Below are 18,617 nucleotides of genomic sequence, written 5' to 3'. Positions count from 1 at the left end.
ATGCGCAATACGGACATCTTGAGTAGTTCGACAAGCGCATCAGGCCATTAAGGTCTGCGGTCGCTCCTGTACGGTACACATGTACCTTTCCGCGGGTTCGTATATCCATCGCCAGAGCTCCCCTCGGCGCGGACGGCACGGCGGCGGTCAGTCGCAGGTGTCGAGCATCGCGATCAGCTTGTCCTTCTCGGACTGGGTGACGCTCAGCCCGTACAGGCTCTTCACGTGCCCCCAGGCCCGGGAGTAGCCGCACCAGAAGTCCCCGTTCGGCGGTGCCCACTGGTCCGGGGACTTGTCGCCCTTGGCTCGGTTGGAGGACGCGGAGACGGCGAACAGCTGTGGGTGGTCCAGATCGTTCGCGAACTGCTTCCGCTTGTCGTTGGTCCAGGTGTCCGCACCGCTCCGCCATGCGTTGGCCAGCGGCACCATGTGGTCGATGTCCACCTTCGACGCCGAGTCCAGGCTCTTGTCGTCGTACGCGCTGTACCAGGTGCCGGAGACGGCCCGGCACATCGAGTCCTGGGTGACGCCCGTGCCGTCCCTCGACAGGACCACCTCACGGGTGTCGCACTCGCCGTACTGCTTGATCCAGTGGGGGAACTTCGCCCGCGAGTAGCCGTTCATCGAGTGCGGCGCCTCCACCTTGAGGCCGTCCAGCTCCGCCCGGACGGTGTCCACCTCCGGGGGCTCCGGAGGCACCCGGTGCGGGACGACGGGCGGTGGGGCGGAGGCCGCCGGCGCCACGCCGACCGGGACCAGGGCGAGGGTCGTCCCCAGGACTACGGCGGCCGCGCGCCGCCAGGCACGAGATGTGATCATGCGTCAACAAGTAGTGGCCACCCATGTGTTCACCGCCGCATTCGCCCGTACGAGGGCGAGCTCGTCACGGTTCGGCTCCCATGGCGTGCAGGAACGTGCGGAATTTGGCGGCGGTCTCCGCCGTCTCGGCGTCGGGCGTGGAGTCCGCGACGATCCCCGCGCCCGCGTACAGCCGCAGGTGCCGCCCGTCGGCCTCCGCGCACCGGAGGGTGACGACCCACTCGCCGTCCCCCCGCGCGTCGCCCCAGCCGACGATCCCGGCGTAGTGGCCGCGGTCGAAGGGCTCCAGTTCACCGATCAGCTCACGGGCGGGGGCGGTCGGGGCTCCGCACACGGCGGGGGTCGGATGCAGGGCGCACGCCAGCTCCAGAGCGGACGGGACGGGTTCGGTCAGTTCCCCGGTCGCGGTGGTGGACAGGTGCCACATCGTGGCGGTACGGGCCAGGGCGGGGCGGGCGGGTACGTCCAGCCGGGTGCAGCGGGGGGCCAGGGTCTCGCGTACGGCGTCCACGACGACGGCGTGTTCCGCGAGGTCCTTGGCCGATCGCAGGAGTGCGGCGGCGCGTGCGGCGTCCTCGGCGGGGTCGGTGCCGCGGGGTGCCGATCCGGCGAGCGGGTTGGCGGTGACGCGGGTGCCGTGCCGGGAGACGAGCAGTTCGGGGCTGGCGCCCAGGAGGACGCGGCCAGGGCCGGTGGGCATGGCGAAGGTGTATCCGCCGGGGTCGCGGCGGGCGAGGCGCCGGAGCAGCGTGGGTATGTCGGGGGCGTCGTCCGAGGTGAGTTCGAGGGTGCGGGCGAGGACGACCTTGCGGAGTCGCCCGGCGCGGATGCGGTGGACCGCCTCGGCCACGGAGGCGGCGTAGGCGTGGGCCGTGGGTATCTCGCGCAGCCGCCAGCGGGCGGGTGCGGGGCGTGGCGCGGGCAGGGCGATCAGCGGGTCGTCGCGCAGCGGTGGCGCCCAGCGCACGGTCCGCGGGACGGCGAGCGCGGCGGGTGCCGTCGGGTCGAAGGGGATCGTGCCCACGACGATCGCGGGAGGGTGGCCGCGCCGGGTCCGTGCGGCGAGCGCTTCGGCGACACGTGGCGCCAACGGGCCTTCTCCGTGCGGTACTTCGGCGGCCGTGCCATGTGCGAGGAGGGTGCGTCCGGGCGAGGCGAAGAAGCGGGCGTCGGCGGTGCGGTAGGCGTCGAGCAGGGTGGTGGCCGTGCCGCCGGGGCGGGGTGCCGGCGGCTCGCCGGTACGCCGGTGGGGTGCCATAGGGGCTCCTGGTCGGCGGGCGTCCGGTACGGGACGGCGGCGGACGAGAGCTTGTGTGTCGTCCCGGAGGCGGACCCGGTCTCATGGCATGTCGTTTCGGCGGAAGCATGTCGGCCTGACGAACCGACGAACCGACGGTACCCGCCGGCGCATCGGACCGGCGCATGCGTTACCGGCCACTTCGAGCGGTCCACCGCGCCTCTCGGCGGGGGCCGTCGGCCGGTCGGGGTCATGGCTTTACCAGGACCTTCAGTGCCTGGCGCCGGTCCATCGCCCGGTAGCCGTCGGGCACTTCGGCCAGGCCGACGGTGCGGTCGAAGACGCGGCCCGGTCGCGCCTTGCCCTCCAGCACGTCGGGCAGGAGCTCGTCGATGTAGGCGCGCACCGGGGCGGGTCCGCCGGTGAGGGTGATGTTCGGGCCGAAGAGGGTGGTGAAGCCGACCGGGGCCTCCTCGTACTGGGGCATGCCGACGCGGCTGATGACGCCGCCCGGACGGACCGCGCCGTCGCCGATCACCGTCACCGTGGTGCGCGGGTTCACCCGGGCCCGTTTGGCGGCGTGGTAGCCGGTGCCGTACACGTCGGACAGGGTCAGCAGCGACGGCAGCAGCTCGGAGTCCTCGGTGACGGGCAGCTTGACGAGCGTGCCCTCGGCGAGCGGGACACGGACCGCCTCGGCCTGCCCGCCGCCGGTGCCGCCCATGTCCCAGAAGCCGCCGTTGCGGCAGGAGGTCTGCAGGCCCTCGCGGCAGAAGCCGCAGGTGTTGTCCGCCCACGCGAAGGGGGCCACGGCCAGGTCGCCGCGCTTGAGGCCGGACACGTCGGAGCCGACGTCCTCGACGATGCCGAGGAACTCGTGCCCCATCGGCGCGGGTTCTTCGGAGGCGGGCATGGTGTGGTACGGGTGCAGGTCGCTGCCGCAGATGCAGGCGCGGACGATGGCGTCGGTGGGCTGTTCGAGCACCGGGTCGGGCGCGTCCTCCACGCGCACGTCGCCGGCGCCGTACATGAACGTTGCTCGCATGAGTGAACCTTCGGGACGGTCAGGTGCGCGGGTAGTGGTATGCGGTGCCATTCGCCGGGCGGGGTGCGGATCGTGTCGCCGGGGCGCATGACGAGGATCTCGCCGCCCCGGTGCCCTCGGTCACGCGCAGGGTCCGAGCTTGGGGAACATCGGTACAGCCATTAACGCCAAGCACTTGATCATGGTCGTGAGCTGAGCGTTGTGGCGTCCGGGCGGGGTCGGGGGACGTCGGCGTTCTGGAGTGCGGCGAAGTCGGTGCGGGCCGCCTCGATGGCTTCGGGGTACGCCTGGGTCTTCTCGCGTTCGGCGAGGGCCCGGTAGATGCTGGCGACGCTCGGGCTGAGACCTTTGCGTTTTCCGGTGGGGATCATCAGGTCGGGATCTGCTCGACGGACTCGCCGCCCGCGCGGCGCCGCAGCACGGTGTGCAGCATGTCGTCGGTGATGACCGGCGGCCGGCCGCCGTGCTTGCCCTTGCGGGCCGCGATGTCGAGGCCCTCCAGCGTCGATTCGCGGATGTTCTCCCGCTCGGTCTACGCCATCGCGGCGAAGAACGCGAACAGCAGCGGCGCCGCGCCGATGGCGGTCGTAGCGGGGCCCGGCGAGCATCTCCAGGATCAGGCCGTGGGCGGTGAGATGGTCGGCGAGCACCGTGAGTTCGGCGGCGCCGCGGCCTCATCGGAAGCGACCATCGGGAGGGTGGTCAGACTGGGTGGTGATCGGGGACGGCGTTGAGCTCGATGCCGTGCTCCAGCAGGGCCTTCATCGCGCAGAGCGCGGTGGTGAAGCCGCCGACGGTGTCGTTCACCCAGCGGACGGTGTCGTCGCCCGAGCCCTGGAAGCCGGTCTCGGTGGCCTCGACGAAGGTGACCTGTACCGTGTGCGGGGTGAACTTCAGCTCTACCGTGGTGGGTTGCTCGTAGTTGCCCCACTCGAACCGGATCAGGCGTCCCTCCTGCACTTCCTGGACGCGGATGTCGGCCGATGCCCCGTAGGTCTCCCACTCCCAGCGCAACTCGGCCCCCGTCACCATGGGACCGCTGCTCTTGCTGTACCAGAACCGGGACGTGACGGCCGGATCGGCGAAGGCCCGGAACGCCTCTGCTGCGGGCCTGCGTACCAGCATGCAGGCGTATGCGGCAGGGGCGTGTGTGAGGTGTCGCTTCTCCATAGGCATGATCATGCTCCTCTCTGCGGGGTCACGCCGGTCGGCGTGATCCGTTACGGCTCGTCTGGTCGGCTTGCGCGTCCCGCTCAGCTGCCTCGGCGATGTGCTTGATGTGTGCCAGGCGCCGGTCCCAGTCGGCGGCGAGCGAGGCCATCCACCGCGCCGTCGCGTCGAGCGCCGCCGGCCGCACCGTGTAGCGCACCTCGCGCCCGACGCGGCCGCCGGTCACCAGCCCGGCGGCGTCCAGGACGGCGAGGTGTTTGACCACGGCCTGACGCGAGACGGGAAGGTGTTCGGCGAGCGTCGTCGCGGTGGCCTCGCCCTGCGCGGCGAGCAGTTCGAGCAGCCGGCGTCGGGTCGGGTCGGCCAGCGCGGCGAGGACGGTGTCGACCGCCTCGGCGCCGCCACGGGGTTCGCCGCTCACGCGGAGGGCTGTTCGGCGCGCGTCTTGAGCGCGTCGAGTTCCTGGTGCCAGCCGCCGGTGTTGTCCTTGACCGCCCTGCCGCGCAGCTCCTCGGACCCGGCCAGTGCCGCGAAGCCGCTCTCGACCACGCGTAGCCGTGTCCTGCCGTCTTCCGGTGTCAGCGTGAACTCCACGAGGGTGCTGTTGTCCTCCCGCAGTTCTTCTCCCGGGAATGCACTGGCCCAGCGGTAGGCCAGGTAGGTCGGCGGTTCGACCTTCTCCACGCGCACCGGGAAGTCGCCGTACTCCGGGTGCTTCGCCACCATCTCCTCGCCTTCCCTGGCCACCGTGCCGGGCAGGCTCGCCTTGTCGGCCACCCAGAAACCAGGCTCGGCCACCAGCGACCAGACCCGCTCCAGGGACGCCTCGATCAGGGTCTCGCGCTCGATCCGGTCCTCGCTCATGAGGGGACTCCTTTCACCGCCACCATTGGATGCAACTCCAGAGTTGCATGTCATGTCGCCGGGTGCAACCTGCGGGTTGCATCCAGATCGGGTCCTCTGCCCCGCTGTCAACCGAGCTTGGGGCATCGGTACAGCGGTTGGCGCCGAGAACGATCATGGCCCCTGGGCGGCGGTCTCCGCGTTCGGGTGAAGCTGGGTCTGGAGTCGCTGGCGGAGGTCGGCTTCGTCGGCTGCCAGCGGGTCGTCAGGGCGTCGGATACGAACCCGGCGGGGGCGAGGATGCCGTCGACGCCCTGGAGGTCGGCGAAGTCGGTGTGCGCCTGAGCGACGGCCTCGGGGTACGCCTTGGTCTTCTCGTGCTCGGCGAGCGCGCGGTAGATGCTCGCGACGCTGGGGGCCTGGCCCTTGCGCTTGCCGGTGGGGATGATCAGGTCGGGTTGAATCTGCTCGACCGATTCACCGTTCGCCCGGCGCCGGAGCACGGTGTGCAGCATGTCGTCGGTGATGACGGGCGGTCGTCCGCCGTGCTTGCCCTTGCGGGCCGCCGCGTCGAGCCCTTCGAGGGTCGACTCCCGGATGTTCTCCCGCTCGGTCTCCGCCATTATCTCAAGCCTTCTGGCGCCTGTCCCCGATGTTCAGCAAGGCTGCCGGAAGCCCTGTGATCTGAGGTTGTGACGTGGTTATCTCCCGCTTCATCCATGACGTTGATGAAGGGGAGGCGCCATGCTCGTACAGCGTGTCGCGTTGCCGGCAGTGCGGGTGGACTCGTGGACGGTGCTGGGGGGCGACGACGTCCCGGTGGAGCCGATCGAGCGCTACCTGGCCTATCTGACGGACGTCGACAGGTCGCCGAACACTGTCAGGGCGTACGCCTACGACCTCAAGGACTACTGGACGTTCCTGGCCCACCGGGGACTGGACTGGCGTGAGGTCCGCCTGGAGGACCTGGGTGAGTACGTCGTCTGGCTGCAGTTGCCGCCATCGGGCCGCAGGGGGCAGATCGCGGTGCTGCCCTCGGTGGAACCGCACGTCAGCGCGTCCACGGTCAATCGCAAGCTGTCGGCGCTGTCCGCGTTCTACGCCCACCAGTTGCGCCACGGTGTCGATGTCGGCGATCTCCTGACGACCCTGCAGCCGCCCGGTCGCCGGGGCGGTTGGAAGCCGTTCCTGCACCACATCAGCCCCGGCCGGCTCCAGCCGCGGCGGACGATCGCGCTGAAGGTCCCGAAGAAGCTGCCGCGCGTGCTGACGACGGCGGAGATGCAGGCCATCCTGGACGCCTGCGATCACCTGCGTGACCGCTTCCTGTTCGCCCTGCTCCACGAAACCGGGATGCGCATCGGTGAAGCCCTCGGCCTGCGGCATGCCGACATCGCCGCGGCCGAGCGGGAAGTCACGGTCGTGCCCCGAAGCAACGCCAACCGGGCCAGGTCGAAGTCGCGCGAGCAGAGGTCCATCCCGGTCAGCGCCGAGCTGTTGCGGCTGTGGAGCGACTACCTGCACGCCGAGTACGGAGATCTCGACAGCGACTACGTGTTCGTGAACCTCTTCGCCGAGCCGCGCGGACAGGCCCTGTCCTATCCGGCCGTCTACGACCTCGTGCTCCGACTGCGACGCCGCACCGGCATTGCCTTCGACCCTCACTGGTGCCGGCACACCGCGGCCACCCGGGCATTGCGTGACGGGGTCCCGATCGAGGTCGTCTCCAAGCTGCTCGGACATTCCTCGGTCACCACGACTTCGGCGGTCTACGGGCATCTGACCGTCGAGGACGCCCGCAGCGTCCTGGAAAAGGCCGGCTGGTTCCGCGGAACGGAGGTGCAGTGGTGACCACCGTCCCAAGTTCCCATGATGGCCGTCCGCTTCGGCCTGTGGGTCTGCTGGAGAAGCTGATGGCCTCGATCCGCCCTGAGTTCCGTCAGGAGGACCTGGTGTTCGATCCGCGGCACCCGGTCTTCGGCGGCCCAGCCTGTGCTATCGGCGGATGTGACCGCCCGGCCCGCAGCAACCGCATGTGCTGGGGGCATTCCGTCCGTTGGGCTCACGCGGGCAGGCCCGATCTCGACACGTTCATCGTGACCACACCGCCCGGATGGGTCGGACACCAGCCGCTGGCCGCCTGCGCGGTCGGCGGCTGTCACTACGGCCTCGACAGCAACGGTCTGTGCCAGCGGCACTGGCGTCAATGGAAACGGTCCGCGAGTACAGAGATGGAGGCATGGCAGAGCTCCACAGCGCCCTTGCCGCCCCCGTCGCCGCTGCCCACGGTCTGCCGGATCGGCTACTGCGAATTGTGGGTGAGGGGAACCTCGGTGTTCTGCACCGGCCATGACGGCCGCTGGGTTGCGCGCGGACGGCCCGATGTCGAGGATTTCGCCGCCTCCTACGAGGAGATCGGGCCCGGCGGGTCCGAGCACATCGACCTGCGCCGGCTGCCCGTTCAACTACGGCTGGAGGTGCAGTACGCGCTGCAGTGCCGCCACGACGAAGCCACCAAGAAGATCAGGCCCGCATGGGCCCAACGCCTGGTCAACGCACTCGCCGATGCCGGGGGCAGGTCTCTTCTCGACCAGCCGGAAGAGTTCTGGAAGACCTTCCGCGGGCCGAGCGGCAACTGGGCCACTGGCTGGGGCACCTTCCTCCTCGGCGCTCGTCGACGCGTCGAGGAACTCGCCCACGGCCGCGGTTGGGACGCCGAATACCCCCGCGCCGTCTGGCGACTGCGCAATCTCGGCATCGTCCACACGCACACGTCGACCATCACCTTCGAGAAGATCACCCAGCCCTGGCTACGGGAGCTGACCAAGCGCTGGGCACGCTGGCGGCTATCCGGCGGTATCAGCGCCAGCACCGTACGCGCAGGAGTCCGCATGGTGGCCCGCTTCGCCGCCTTCCTCCCGGCCGAGGTGACCGGACTGGCCCAGGTCGACCGCGCCCTGCTGGAGCACTACCTGGCCGATCTCCAGGCCGCGATGGGCGGCCGCAGCACACTCAACGCGCACATCAGCAACCTGAACACCTTCCTGCGCACGATCCGGGTGCACCGCTGGGACGAGACATTGCCGGGCAACGCGGCCTTCGTCCCCGAGGACTACCCCACGCCGCCGCCCCTGCTGCCCCGGGCCGTGGCCGAACATGTCATGGCCCAGCTGGAAAACCCCGCCAACCTCGCCCGCTGGCAGGACCCCGCACGACGGCTGATCACACTCGTCCTCATGCGCTGTGGCCTGCGCGTCACCGACGCCATCAACCTGCCGCTCGACCCCGTCGTCCATGACGCCGAAGGCGCCCCCTACCTGCGCTACTTCAACCACAAGATGAAGCGCGAGGCGCTGGTGCCCATCGACGAAGAACTCGAACAGCAGCTCCGTGACCACCAGCGCCGCATCCTGGACGAGCGGCCCGAGGGGGTGTCAGTCCTCTTTCCCCGCGCCGACGCGAACCTCCGCGGCGACAGACCGATCAGCACCTCCGGCTACCGGATCTCACTGGCCGCGTGGCTCCAACAGTGCTCGACCCGCGATGAGTTGGGCCGACCGGCGCACATCACCCCGCATCAGTTCCGTCACACCCTGGGCACCAGGCTGATCAACAAGGACGTCCCGCAGGAGGTCGTCCGCCAGATCCTTGATCACACCTCGGCCCAGATGACCGCCCATTACGCCCGGCTGTCGGACACCACCGTCCGCCGGCACTGGGAGAAGGCCCGCAAGGTCAACGCCCAGGGCGAGACCGTCTCCCTGGACCCAGCAGGCCCGCTCGCCGAGGCGGCCTGGGCCAAACAGAGACTCTCCCGGGCCACGCAGGCCCTGCCCAACGGCTACTGCGGACTGCCGGTGGTGCAGTCCTGTCCGCACGCCAACTCGTGTCTGACCTGCCCGGTGTTCATCACCACCGCCGAGTTTCTGCCCCAGCACCGTGAACAGCGCCAGCAGACCCTGCAGATCATCTCGGCGGCCGAAGCCCGCGGGCAGAAGCGGCTCGTGGAGATGAACCGGCAGGTCGCCGACAACCTGGAGAAGATCATCACGTCGCTCGAAGACGACGGCCAGGCAGACACCGGTGAGGCGGCCGCCGATGCCTCCTGAGCCCGACACCGCACCGCTCGCTATTGCCGCCCGCAAGCGGCACGAACTGACACGCGCCAAGGCCATCCAGGCCCTGCGCGAACTCGACCGCACAGGAACCCCTGTGTCCTTCGAGGGCGTCGCCCGGCGCGCAGGCATCTCACGTTCCTGGCTCTATGGCCAGCCTGACATCCGAGCCGAGATCGAACGGCTCCGCGACGCGACTCGGCGTTCCCTCTCACCACCGATTCCCGCAGCTGAGCGCTCCTCCGATGCCTCGCTGCACGCACGCCTGGAGGCGGCCCTGGAACGGAACCGACAACTGACGGAAGAGAATCAGCGTCTGCGTCGGCAGCTCGCTCACGCGCTCGGTGACCAGCGGGCATCCGCACGCACAGGACCCGAACCCAGTGCACCGCGTCGCTCTTCAGTAACGATCGGCCCGTGCTGACCAGCCCTCGAAGACGTTACGCGGCCAGGTCGAAGACAGTGTCCTTGACCTGGCCGCCCAGGTCACAGCCCTGCTTGATCGGCGAGCTTGAGATAACGGCCATCGCCGCGAAGAACGCGAACAGCAGGCGTCCGGGGCCGCTCGGGTCGCACATCCCGGGCAGGGGTCCGGCGAGCATCTCCAGGATCAGGCCGTGGGCGGTGAGGTGGTCGGCGAGTGCGGTGAGTTCGGCGGCGTCGCGGCCGAGGCGCTTCATCTCGTAGACGGTGAAGATGACGCGGCAGTGCGGGGCGTGGGCCTTGATCTGGCGGGCCAGCGCGAGCGCGGCCTCGAACTGCGGGCGTACGCGTACGCGGGTGCTGATCTTCTCGGAGAACACCTTGTCGCGCGGGATGCCGTGCTTGGCGAGGGCGTCCAGCTGCGACTGGAGTTCCTGGGTGACCGTCGAGCACCGTGCGTACCCGATGCGGATGTCAGCGGTCGGGGTGTCCGGCGCGAGAGCGAGCGGGACCGGGGTGCCGGGGCGCCACGGCTGGCCGGGCCCGCGGTCGGCGGGGGTCGGCACCCGCAGGAGCTTGGCGAGCCGGGGCACCTTGATGAAGCGGCCGGTGTGGTAGGTGCTGGCGACCGCGCCGGAACGCGAGCGGCACGGCGAGCCGGGCTCGGCCCGGCAGCGCGGGCAGGGGTGGCGCTCGACGTCGTCCGCGTCGCTCGGGGAAGCCTCTTGAGGGGCCGTCATGCCCACGGATGCTGTCACAAACGATTCCCAGAAGTGCCCCGAACTCATTTTCGAGTGAGAACGAGTTTTGCGAACCGGACCGCCGGTTCGCGATCGCCGGAGCACCGTCTTTGATCTTGCTCGGGCAAAGGACCGTTTGTGAGAAATTTGGGTTGCGATTCTCGCCCGCCTAAGTGTTACTTTGATCTGCTTTGCTCCGACCGGAAGGAAAGCAGATGGACGTCCCCTCCCTGCACAGCCAGTTCCTCAGCGACGTACTGCCCCGGATCCAAAAGGATGCGCGTGTGGCCGGTGTGGCGATCACCGGGTCGTTCGTGGGTGGCCGCCCCGATGTCTACTCGGATGTGGACCTGATCCTGGCCATCGATGACGAGGCGTACGAGGCGGTCATGCGGGAGCGGCTCGTACTGATCAGTTCCTGGGCTTCCCTGGTAGCCGGGTTCACCGGGGAGCATGTCGGCGAGCCGCGTGTGATCATCACGCTCGTCGGGCCGCCTCTCCTGCACGTGGACTTCAAGTTCGTGCGGGCTTCCGATTTTGCCGAGCGGATCGAGGACCCGGAGATCCTGTGGGACCGCGACGGCCGGCTGACGGGTGCCCTCGCCCAGCAGCCGCCGGCCAATCCGGCGTTCGACCTCCAGTGGATCGAGGACCGGTTCTGGGTCTGGGTGCACTACGGCGCGACGAAGCTCGGCCGCGGGGAGCTGTTCGAGACCATCGGCTTCCTCGCCTACCTGCGTGACAGCGTGCTCGGCCCACTGGCCGCCCGACGGGTGGGTGCGCCTTCCCGCGGTGTGCGCCACTTGGAGTCCATCGCGCCCGACGAGGCACGCGACCTTCAGGCGACGCTGTGCGGCTACGACCGCCACGAGGCCGGACGGGCGCTCCTCGCCACTGTAGATCTCTACCGCCGATGGTCCGATGCTGACGCAGCGGTCGTTGAACGGCACCGCAATGCCGAGAAGCTCGCCGTGCAGTACCTCCACGACGTCATCGATCACGGCCGCTGACCTGGCAGCGGGCACCACCTCCACCAGAGCACGACCGACGTGCAGTGGCTCGCAACTTCGTTCCTCCTGACCGGAACGGAGGCAGCTCACGCAGGCTGAGCTGCCCGGCGGTTCAGTCCTCGGCGACGTCCTCATCGCTGATCTCGTGGCCCTCGGCGCGCAGCTGGGCGACCGCGGCGTCGATCGCCCGCTGCCTGCGCGAGGACTCGCCCTTCCGTGGTCCCGCGTGCACTGGCGACGACGGCCCGCGCCCTCGGGGTTCATGACGTAGTCGACCGGCCGACGGCGTCGGGCACGCGGTGATCCGGGCGGTGATCCGGGCCCCGGCGAATCCCCCGCCACTTTTGAGTCGATCGCAGGGGCGAACGAGAACCGACCTCGCGGAGAGCGGTCGAGCGGTTGCTGCTGCACATGCGGCCCCTCCCTCGCGGCACCGTTCCGCGGTCGCTCCGCGTACGTGACCGAAAGCGGACACGGCACGTCGTGCGCAACCCAAGTCTCTGCAAAGGTCTTGGCGTTTCGTCGACTTGCCGATCACGGAGGTTCGTCTTGAGGGACACCGTCCTTGCCCGCATACGCGGGACCCTGGCCATATGCGCGACCGGGGTCGTCAGCGCCGGGCTGTTGTGGGGAGGTGTGGGGCCGGCACAGGCCGCGGGGCACGAGGCACCGCTGATCGACGCCGGTTCCCCCGCCGGTCAGAAGTTCCGTGCCACCGGGCGGCTCGTCGGGGGCGGCGGCACGACGTGCACGGCGACGCTCGTCCACGCCACGGGCAGGCCCGATCCGAACGCGAAGGCGCTCGTCCTGAGCAACGGGCACTGCGTCAGCGACTCCATGGGGACCGACGACGTCATCGTCGACGAGGCCGCGCCCGAGGGCTTCACGTTCACCCCCGCGTACTTCCACGACAACACCGCGGAGCACAGGACGTTCGCGGTGGAGCGCGTCGCGTACGCCACCATGAAGGACATCGACGTCTCGGTGCTCCGGCTGTCGGCCACCTACGGCGAGCTGGCCAAGCTGAACATCGTTCCCCGGACACTGGCCGCCGAACCGCCCCGGCCGGGCACGGCTCTTCAGGCCGCGCACGCGCCGACGGACGGCGTCGAGCCGGGCGAGCAGTTCCTGCGCCTGTCCCGCTGTGCGGTCACGGGCTCCTCGGTGGCCCTGCACGAGAGCACCTGGCTGTGGAAGGGCTTCACCCGCACCGACTGCCTCGGCATCAGCGGCGGTTCCTCGGGCGGCGCCGTCACCACCGCGGACGGCAACCGGCTCGTGAGCCTGCTCAACACCGTGTCCACCCCCGGCTACCTCGGCTGCGGCCTGGGCCGCCCCTGCGAGGGCAGCGCGTCGGGGCTGGTGATCCCCAAGGACGACACCGTCTACGCGACGCCCGTGGACGCGGTCGCCTCCTGCCTGGACGCCACCGGCCTGAAGCCGCACAAGCCGGGCTGCCGCCTGGACCTCGGCGAGCAGGTCACGGTCGCCTCGTCCGGACAGCAGACGCAGAGCGAGACGGCGAACGGCCCCGCCCGCTGGGACGCGCACATCACCCCCGACAAGCGGCAGCGGCACACGTACGTCGCCGTCAAGAGCGGCCCGTTCGGCGCCGTCGACTGCACCCGGCCCGAGGGCTACGGCACGCCGCGGCCGCTGGCCGCCGCGGGAGTGGACCACGACGGGCTCCTGCCGAAGAAGGACAACCTGTACATCCTGTGCGCGGTCGGCGGGCCGGACGCCTCCCTGCACGGCGCCGCCTGGGCGAAGTCCCTCGCGCACCCCTCATACGCGTACGCCCGCGTCGACAACACCCCGCCGACCGTGGCCGCTTCGATCGACGCGCAGAAGTTCGGCGAGGGAGCGGACGCCGCCTACTGGGTGCGCCCCGTGTACAAGCCGTGGGAGATCACCGGGTACAAGGTCAAGTACGGGCCGGAGGCGACCACGAACTGCGCCGATCCGGAGGGTTACCGGTACTTCCTGGGCATCCCCGCGTCCCTGAAGGTCTCCGAGGGCCCGTGGACGTACTGCGCCATCGGCTACGACAACGCCGACAACCCCACGCCGCCCGTCTCGCGCACCCTCTCGTAGCTCCCTGGGGCCAGTGGTCCAGTAGACCCGGTGGGTTCAGTGGGCCGTCCATCCGCCGTCCATGGTCAGTGTGGTGCCGGTGACGGACGCGGCGTACGGCCCGCAGAGGTAGGCGACGGCCTCGGCGACCTCCTCCGGTTCGACGAGCCGCTTGAGCGCCGAATCCGCGAGGAGGACCTCGGAGAGGACGCGGTCCTCCGGGATGCCGTGCGCCGCGGCCTGGTCGGCCAGTTGCTTCTCGACGAGCGGGGTGCGCACATAGCCGGGGCTCACGCAGTTGGACGTGACCCCGTGCGGCGCCCCTTCGAGGGCGGCGACCTTGGACAGCCCTTCGAGGCCGTGTTTGGCGGTGACGTAGGCCGACTTGTAGGCGGAGGCGCGCAGTCCGTGCACGGAGCTGATGTTGACGACGCGGCCCCAGCCCTGCGCGTACATGTGCGGCAGGGCTCCCCGCAGCAGCCGGAACGGGGCCTCCAGCATGACGGTGAGGACCGTGCGGAAGGCGTCGGGCGGGAACTCCGTGATGGGGCGGACGAGTTGTATCCCGGCGTTGTTGACGAGGATGTCGGCGCCCGGCGCGGCCCGTTCGGCGCCGTCGAGATCGGTGAGGTCGAGCACCACGTCCTCGACCGTGCCGGGCAGGTGCCCGGCACGGTCGCGCAAGGCCGCGAGCCCGGCGGCATCCCGGTCGAGCGCCCGGACGTGCGCCCCGGCGGCGGCGAGCCGCAGGGCGCACGCCGCCCCGATGCCGCTCGCCGCGCCGGTGACGAGGGCGACACGGCCGCGCAGGGCGGGGGCGCCGGAGGTGGTCTGGGGTGCGGTCCCGCTCTCGGTCTCGGTCATGCGGTGCACCCTACGCAGGAGCCCGCGCCCGTCCAACGGCCTGCGGGATCAAGGGCGAACCGTTACGCCTTGGCGTCCGCGTAGCACTCCACGACCGCTGTGGTGAACGGGAAGCGGACAGGGGTGTCGCCGAAGGCGATGCGGCCGGCGTGGTCGCCGGCGGTGCGGATGACTTCGGCCACGGCGGCGGTCTCCTCCTCGGGGCAGTGGACGATCACTTCGTCGTGCTGAAAGAAAACCAGCTCCGCGCGCATGCCCGCGATCGCCTGGCGGATCGTCGCGAGCACGATCAGTGCCCAGTCGGCGGCGCTGCCCTGGACGACGAAGTTGCGGGTGAAGCGGCCCCGGGCGCGTGCACTCGCGGTGCTGCCGTACGGGACGGGCTCGTCCTGGGGGATGCCCGCCTCGTCGTCGAGGGCGGTCGACGACGGTGGGCAGGTGCGGCCCAGCCAGGTGCGGACGAGGCGGCCCTCCTCGCCCGCGCGGGCCGCGTCGTCCACATAGGCGACGGCGCGGGGGAAGCGGCGGCGCAGGTCGGCCAGGTTCTTCAGGCCGTCGCCGGAGGTCTGGCCGTAGATGGCGCCGAGCAGGGCGAGTTTGGCCCGGTCGCGGTCGCCGGAGAAGGCGCGCGCGGCCAGGTCCGCGTAGAGGTCGCGGCCGCTGCCCGCGACGTCCATCAGTCCGGGGTCGCGGGAGACGGCGGCGAGCACGCGGGGTTCGATCTGGTCGGCGTCGGCGACGACGAGCCGCCATCCCGGGTCCGCGACGACCGCCCGCCGGACGACCTTGGGGATCTGGAGGGCTCCGCCGCCGTTGGTGGTCCAGCGGCCCGAGACAGCGCCGCCCGGCAGGTATTCGGGGCGGAAGCGGCCGTCGCGCACCCAGGACTGCAGCCAGGTCCAGCCGTGGGCGGTGTGCAGGCGGTAGAGCTTCTTGTACTCCAGCAGGGCGGGGACGGCCGGGTGGTCGAGGCCCCGCAGCTCCCAGGCGCGGGTGGAGGACAGGGCGATGCCCTGGCGGGCGAAGGCCCGGACGATGTCGGCGGGGAGGTCGGGCCGTACGCGCGCGCCGAAGGCCCGCGACACCTCGTCGGCCAGCTCGGCGAGCCGTCGGGTCTCCTGGCCGCCCGGGTAGCGCTCGCCCAGCAGTCCGGTGAGCAGCTCCCGGTGCACGTCGGCGCGCCAGGGCACTCCGGCCTCGCCCATCTCGGCCGCCACGAGCGTCCCGGCCGACTCGGCGGCGGTCAGCAGGCGCATCCTTCCGGGGTGTTCGGTGTCCTTGGTGCGGGCGAGCTGCCCCGCGTAGACGTCCAGCAGCGCCGTCAGTTCGTCCGTCCCCGGTGGCAGGGGCACCGGGCCGGGTTCGAAGAGCGACGGCTGTGCGTCGGCGGTCCGCGCCGGCGGGTCCTCCGGCACCGGGAGTCCGCGCGGTCGTGCCCAGGCCGCGGCGAGTGAGCGCGGCTGGCCGGACTGCCCTTCCTCGTACCCGATGAGCAGTGCCTCGGCCGCTTCCACGTCGTAGCACCGCTCGACGCGGACGCCGGCCCGGAGCAGCCGCCCGTACATCGCCGCCGTGGAGCGCCACACCCACCGCTCGGCTTCCGGGCGCGCCCGGACCGCGTCCGCCGGGCTCCGCTCCACGACGACGGGACCGGCCGGGTGCCCCGTGTCGTCGAGCGGGCACAGCCGGACGCCGCCGTCCTCCGTATCAGCCATTGCCCATCGCACGGTCACGAGTCTCGCACCGGGGTCTGACAATCGCCTCTGACCTGGCCGTTCGGGCCTCGGGCCACGGCAGTGGGCGGCGCGGGCGTCCCATACGTTTCGCGCCATCCCGAGGGGGCGTGAAGTGTGGCCATAAGCGCCAGGGCGTGCGCTTGGAGCGCGAGATCGTCGTGGCGCGCCGGTCGGCAACGGCCCCGGTCATGGGGTGCGCGGCGGGTGCGGCGGGCCGTCGTCGCCGGATCGGAAATCGTCCGTGAACCGGGTGTCCGAAATTCTCCCGGCCGGTGCGGCGGCCGAAATATGCCACTCTCATTGAGACATTGACACCCATTCTCGCCTGCTGTAGAACCGAGAAAGGAAAGCAGCGTACAGGTCATGCATGTGATCGATTATATCGAGCAGATCACCATTGACGACGGGGGCCTGGCGCGAATAGTCCCCCGACGCATCCGCAGAGAGTGCCGCCAATCTTGATCTCTTGATTTCGAGCCGTCTGCCGTGTTTCTGCCGCGGCAGCCTGCATGGCGAGGAAATTCAGCGGACACAGATCAAGAAGGGGGACCTTCTTCCATGACCACCGCTTCCGTTCCATCGGCGCTCACGGACGCCGTCACCAAGGAATCCGTACGGCAACTGCTCGCGAAGTACAGCGAGACGTACGACAGCGCCGACCCGTCCTACTTCGGCCTCTTCGCGAGCGACGCGACCTTCTTCATCCTGTCGTCGCCGACCCGGATCGACAGCCGCGAGGAATTCCAGCGGATGTTCTCCCTCCCCGAGGGCACCACCCGCCGCAGCCAGCTCCTGTCGCCCGAGATCCGCCTCATGGGCGACTCGGCACTCGTCAGCCTGCACTGCCACGTGGTCGTGGGCGAAGTGCAGCAGTACACCCGCGAGACGCTCGTGGTGACCCGGGACTCCCGTGGTGACCTGCGCATCTCTCATCTGCACATCTCGCCGCAGGACATGCCGAGCGTGCCGAAGTCGCCGGCGAAGAACGCCGAGGAGATCTCGGTGATCGAGGAGCGCACGGCCACCGCCGCGGCGACGGTCGGCACTCCGAAGTAACGCGGGCGCAGGAAGCAACGCAAGAGCAGCGCGACGGGCTGCCGCCCGCCGGTTCCGCCGGGGCCCTCGCTCTCGACCGCGAGGGCCCCGGTCGTCAGCCCGGACCGACCCGTGTTCCCCTTTTTGGAGGCGTACGTTGTTGCAGCACCTGGCGCCCTGCACGGACGAATACGCACGCCGACTGCCGCCCAGAACGCGTCCGCTGATCCGCTATCGCCGGGAGGATTTCGGCTGGCTGGCCGCCTTTCCCGACGGCACGGTGGCCCTCTACGACGAATCCGTCGAGCCGCTGCTGCGGGCCGGGGAATCACCGGAGCGGTGCTCCGGCCATTTGATCGAGCGGCTCTCCATGGGGACGGATTTTCATTTCCGGGCGCCCGCCATGGCCTGGCTGGAAATCACCAGGACCTGTAATCTGCGCTGCCCGCACTGCTTTGTCGAGGGCGGCAAGGCGCGCAGTTCCGAATTGTCGACCGAGCGCATCGTCCGGCTGCTCGACGAATGGGCGGAGGCCGGGGTCTTCTCCCTCATCGTCACCGGTGGCGAGCCCACGGTGCATCCGGATTTCCTGGCCATCGTGCGGCACGCGTACGACCTCGGATTCGTCATCGGCATCGCGACCAACGGCATCCCGCTGACCGACGAGCTGGTCTCGCGGCTGCCGCAGGACGACCTGATCATCAGCATGAGCATCGACGGCCTGCACGGGATGGGGAAGTACCGCAACGAGGGCGAGTTCGACTATGTCACCCGGCGGCTGACCGAGCTGCGCGACCGCGGTTTCAACACCAGCATCATGACGACCACGACCCACGAGAACGTCGGTGACCTCGCGACCATCGTGGACTGGGCCCGCACCCATGACGTCAGTCTGCGCAGCGTCCCGTTCATCCCGATGGGCCGGGGTGCCCTGCACGAGGACATCTCGAGCACGCTGCACGACGTCGAGCGGACCGCGCAGTTCTGGATCGAGGAGGAGGCCTGGTGCCGGGAGAAGGACCAGACGCTCGGTCTGTGCGCCGGCAAGGTTCTCGACTTCCTCTACACCATGGTGTTCGCCAGTCGCCGCTGCATGAGCGGCCGGGGTGTGTGCTACGTGAATTCCGCCGGTGACGTCTTTCCCTGCAGCACCTGCGCGGGCAACAAGGTGCTGTGCGGCGGCAATGTCCAGGCCGCGCCGTTCGCGGAGGTCTGGAACAACCCGGACTGGCTGGTACGGAAGATCACCTGGGACAACTTCCGGTCCACGTGCGAAGGCTGCCCGATCAACGACGACAAGTACTTCTGCACCGGGCGGTGCCCGAGCCAGTCGAGCATTCTCAACGGCACGTTCGACGGCTGCGGCACCACGGAGTTCCAGCGGCGCAGCATCCTGCGCCGTGAGGAGCTCTTCCGCGAACGCATCATGACCGAGCCGCGCGTCGAGCTGCGCCGGGCCGGGGCGACGCGGGGTGAGGCCTGATGATGAGGGTCGGTCTCGCCAGCA

General features: G+C 70.0%; 19 protein-coding genes. 8 read left to right on the top strand and 11 right to left on the bottom strand.

Annotated features, from left to right (window positions below; genetic code table 11):
• Positions 1-147: 147 nt before the first annotated feature.
• From ACWD4A_RS09030 to ACWD4A_RS09015, 4 genes are all read right to left on the bottom strand, one after another.
• A complete protein-coding gene (locus ACWD4A_RS09030; RefSeq protein ID WP_451191348.1) occupies positions 148-819 on the bottom strand; it encodes an HNH endonuclease family protein in 672 nt (223 codons plus the stop codon).
• Positions 820-883: 64 nt separating this feature from the next.
• A complete protein-coding gene (locus ACWD4A_RS09025; RefSeq protein ID WP_451191346.1) occupies positions 884-2,077 on the bottom strand; it encodes an isochorismate synthase in 1,194 nt (397 codons plus the stop codon).
• 229 nt (positions 2,078-2,306) lie between these two features.
• On the bottom strand, positions 2,307-3,101 hold the full coding sequence (locus ACWD4A_RS09020) for an alcohol dehydrogenase catalytic domain-containing protein (RefSeq protein ID WP_451191343.1): 795 nt from the start codon (positions 3,099-3,101) through the stop codon (positions 2,307-2,309).
• A 179-nt stretch (positions 3,102-3,280) separates the two neighbouring features.
• On the bottom strand, positions 3,281-3,472 hold the full coding sequence (locus ACWD4A_RS09015; RefSeq protein WP_451191341.1) for a hypothetical protein: 192 nt from the start codon (positions 3,470-3,472) through the stop codon (positions 3,281-3,283).
• Positions 3,473-3,532: 60 nt separating this feature from the next.
• Here ACWD4A_RS09015 and ACWD4A_RS09010 point away from each other — a divergent pair, with 60 nt between their 5' ends.
• Complete coding sequence (locus ACWD4A_RS09010) at positions 3,533-3,835, top strand: hypothetical protein (RefSeq protein WP_451191338.1); 303 nt, start codon at positions 3,533-3,535, stop codon at positions 3,833-3,835.
• Here ACWD4A_RS09010 and ACWD4A_RS09005 read toward each other — a convergent pair.
• The 4 genes from ACWD4A_RS09005 to ACWD4A_RS08990 form a co-directional block, all read right to left on the bottom strand.
• Positions 3,804-4,277: an SRPBCC family protein gene (locus tag ACWD4A_RS09005; RefSeq protein WP_451191336.1), complete on the bottom strand. Its 474-nt coding sequence runs from the start codon at positions 4,275-4,277 to the stop codon at positions 3,804-3,806. The genes ACWD4A_RS09010 and ACWD4A_RS09005 overlap by 32 nt on opposite strands.
• A gap of 22 nt (positions 4,278-4,299) precedes the next feature.
• The gene (locus ACWD4A_RS09000; protein WP_451191333.1) at positions 4,300-4,692 is read right to left on the bottom strand and encodes an ArsR/SmtB family transcription factor; all 393 of its coding nucleotides are present in this window, start codon (positions 4,690-4,692) and stop codon (positions 4,300-4,302) included.
• Complete coding sequence (locus ACWD4A_RS08995) at positions 4,689-5,135, bottom strand: SRPBCC domain-containing protein (RefSeq protein WP_451191330.1); 447 nt, start codon at positions 5,133-5,135, stop codon at positions 4,689-4,691. Before ACWD4A_RS08995 ends, ACWD4A_RS09000 begins: the two co-directional genes overlap by 4 nt.
• 107 nt (positions 5,136-5,242) lie before the next feature.
• Positions 5,243-5,737 carry a hypothetical protein gene (locus tag ACWD4A_RS08990; RefSeq protein WP_451191327.1) on the bottom strand — a complete coding sequence of 165 codons (495 nt, stop codon included), beginning with the start codon at positions 5,735-5,737 and terminating at the stop codon, positions 5,243-5,245.
• Between the two features lie 121 nt (positions 5,738-5,858).
• Between ACWD4A_RS08990 and ACWD4A_RS08985 the strand changes: the two genes are divergently transcribed.
• The 3 genes from ACWD4A_RS08985 (at position 5,859) to ACWD4A_RS08975 (ending at position 9,653) form a co-directional block, all read left to right on the top strand.
• Entirely contained in the window at positions 5,859-6,965 is a 1,107-nt protein-coding gene (locus tag ACWD4A_RS08985; protein WP_451191325.1) for a site-specific integrase, read from the top strand.
• A gap of 245 nt (positions 6,966-7,210) precedes the next feature.
• Complete coding sequence (locus tag ACWD4A_RS08980; RefSeq protein WP_451191322.1) at positions 7,211-9,223, top strand: tyrosine-type recombinase/integrase; 2,013 nt, start codon at positions 7,211-7,213, stop codon at positions 9,221-9,223.
• Positions 9,213-9,653, top strand: a complete 441-nt coding sequence (locus ACWD4A_RS08975; protein ID WP_451191320.1) for a DUF6262 family protein — start codon at positions 9,213-9,215, stop codon at positions 9,651-9,653. Before ACWD4A_RS08980 ends, ACWD4A_RS08975 begins: the two co-directional genes overlap by 11 nt.
• 16 nt (positions 9,654-9,669) lie before the next feature.
• Here ACWD4A_RS08975 and ACWD4A_RS08970 read toward each other — a convergent pair whose 3' ends face one another.
• A complete protein-coding gene (locus ACWD4A_RS08970) occupies positions 9,670-10,392 on the bottom strand; it encodes a recombinase family protein (protein ID WP_451191317.1) in 723 nt (240 codons plus the stop codon).
• A 215-nt stretch (positions 10,393-10,607) separates the two neighbouring features.
• Here ACWD4A_RS08970 and ACWD4A_RS08965 point away from each other — a divergent pair, with 215 nt between their 5' ends.
• Both ACWD4A_RS08965 and ACWD4A_RS08960 read left to right on the top strand, forming a co-directional pair.
• Positions 10,608-11,402 (top strand): nucleotidyltransferase domain-containing protein, encoded by a 795-nt coding sequence (locus tag ACWD4A_RS08965; RefSeq protein ID WP_451191314.1) that lies wholly within the window; start codon positions 10,608-10,610, stop codon positions 11,400-11,402.
• 549 nt (positions 11,403-11,951) lie between these two features.
• Positions 11,952-13,496 carry a trypsin-like peptidase domain-containing protein gene (locus tag ACWD4A_RS08960; RefSeq protein ID WP_451191308.1) on the top strand — a complete coding sequence of 515 codons (1,545 nt, stop codon included), beginning with the start codon at positions 11,952-11,954 and terminating at the stop codon, positions 13,494-13,496.
• A gap of 36 nt (positions 13,497-13,532) precedes the next feature.
• On the opposite strand, the gene ACWD4A_RS08955 is transcribed toward ACWD4A_RS08960, so the two are convergent.
• Positions 13,533-14,339, bottom strand: coding sequence for a 3-hydroxybutyrate dehydrogenase (locus tag ACWD4A_RS08955; protein ID WP_451191305.1), 807 nt, complete (start codon positions 14,337-14,339; stop codon positions 13,533-13,535).
• A gap of 62 nt (positions 14,340-14,401) precedes the next feature.
• The gene (locus ACWD4A_RS08950; RefSeq protein WP_451191303.1) at positions 14,402-16,054 is read right to left on the bottom strand and encodes a bifunctional 3'-5' exonuclease/DNA polymerase; all 1,653 of its coding nucleotides are present in this window, start codon (positions 16,052-16,054) and stop codon (positions 14,402-14,404) included.
• A 579-nt stretch (positions 16,055-16,633) separates the two neighbouring features.
• On the opposite strand from ACWD4A_RS08950, the gene ACWD4A_RS08945 reads away from it, so the two are divergent.
• Both ACWD4A_RS08945 and ACWD4A_RS08940 read left to right on the top strand, forming a co-directional pair.
• Positions 16,634-17,131, top strand: coding sequence for a YybH family protein (locus ACWD4A_RS08945; protein ID WP_451191301.1), 498 nt, complete (start codon positions 16,634-16,636; stop codon positions 17,129-17,131).
• 136 nt (positions 17,132-17,267) lie between these two features.
• The gene (locus ACWD4A_RS08940) at positions 17,268-18,593 is read left to right on the top strand and encodes a radical SAM protein (protein ID WP_451191299.1); all 1,326 of its coding nucleotides are present in this window, start codon (positions 17,268-17,270) and stop codon (positions 18,591-18,593) included.
• Positions 18,594-18,617 lie beyond the last annotated feature (24 nt).

Source organism: Streptomyces sp. NPDC002537, assembly GCF_053594975.1.
The sequence above is the reverse complement of the archived record's forward strand: the minus strand, read 5'-3'. Positions and strand labels throughout refer to the sequence as shown.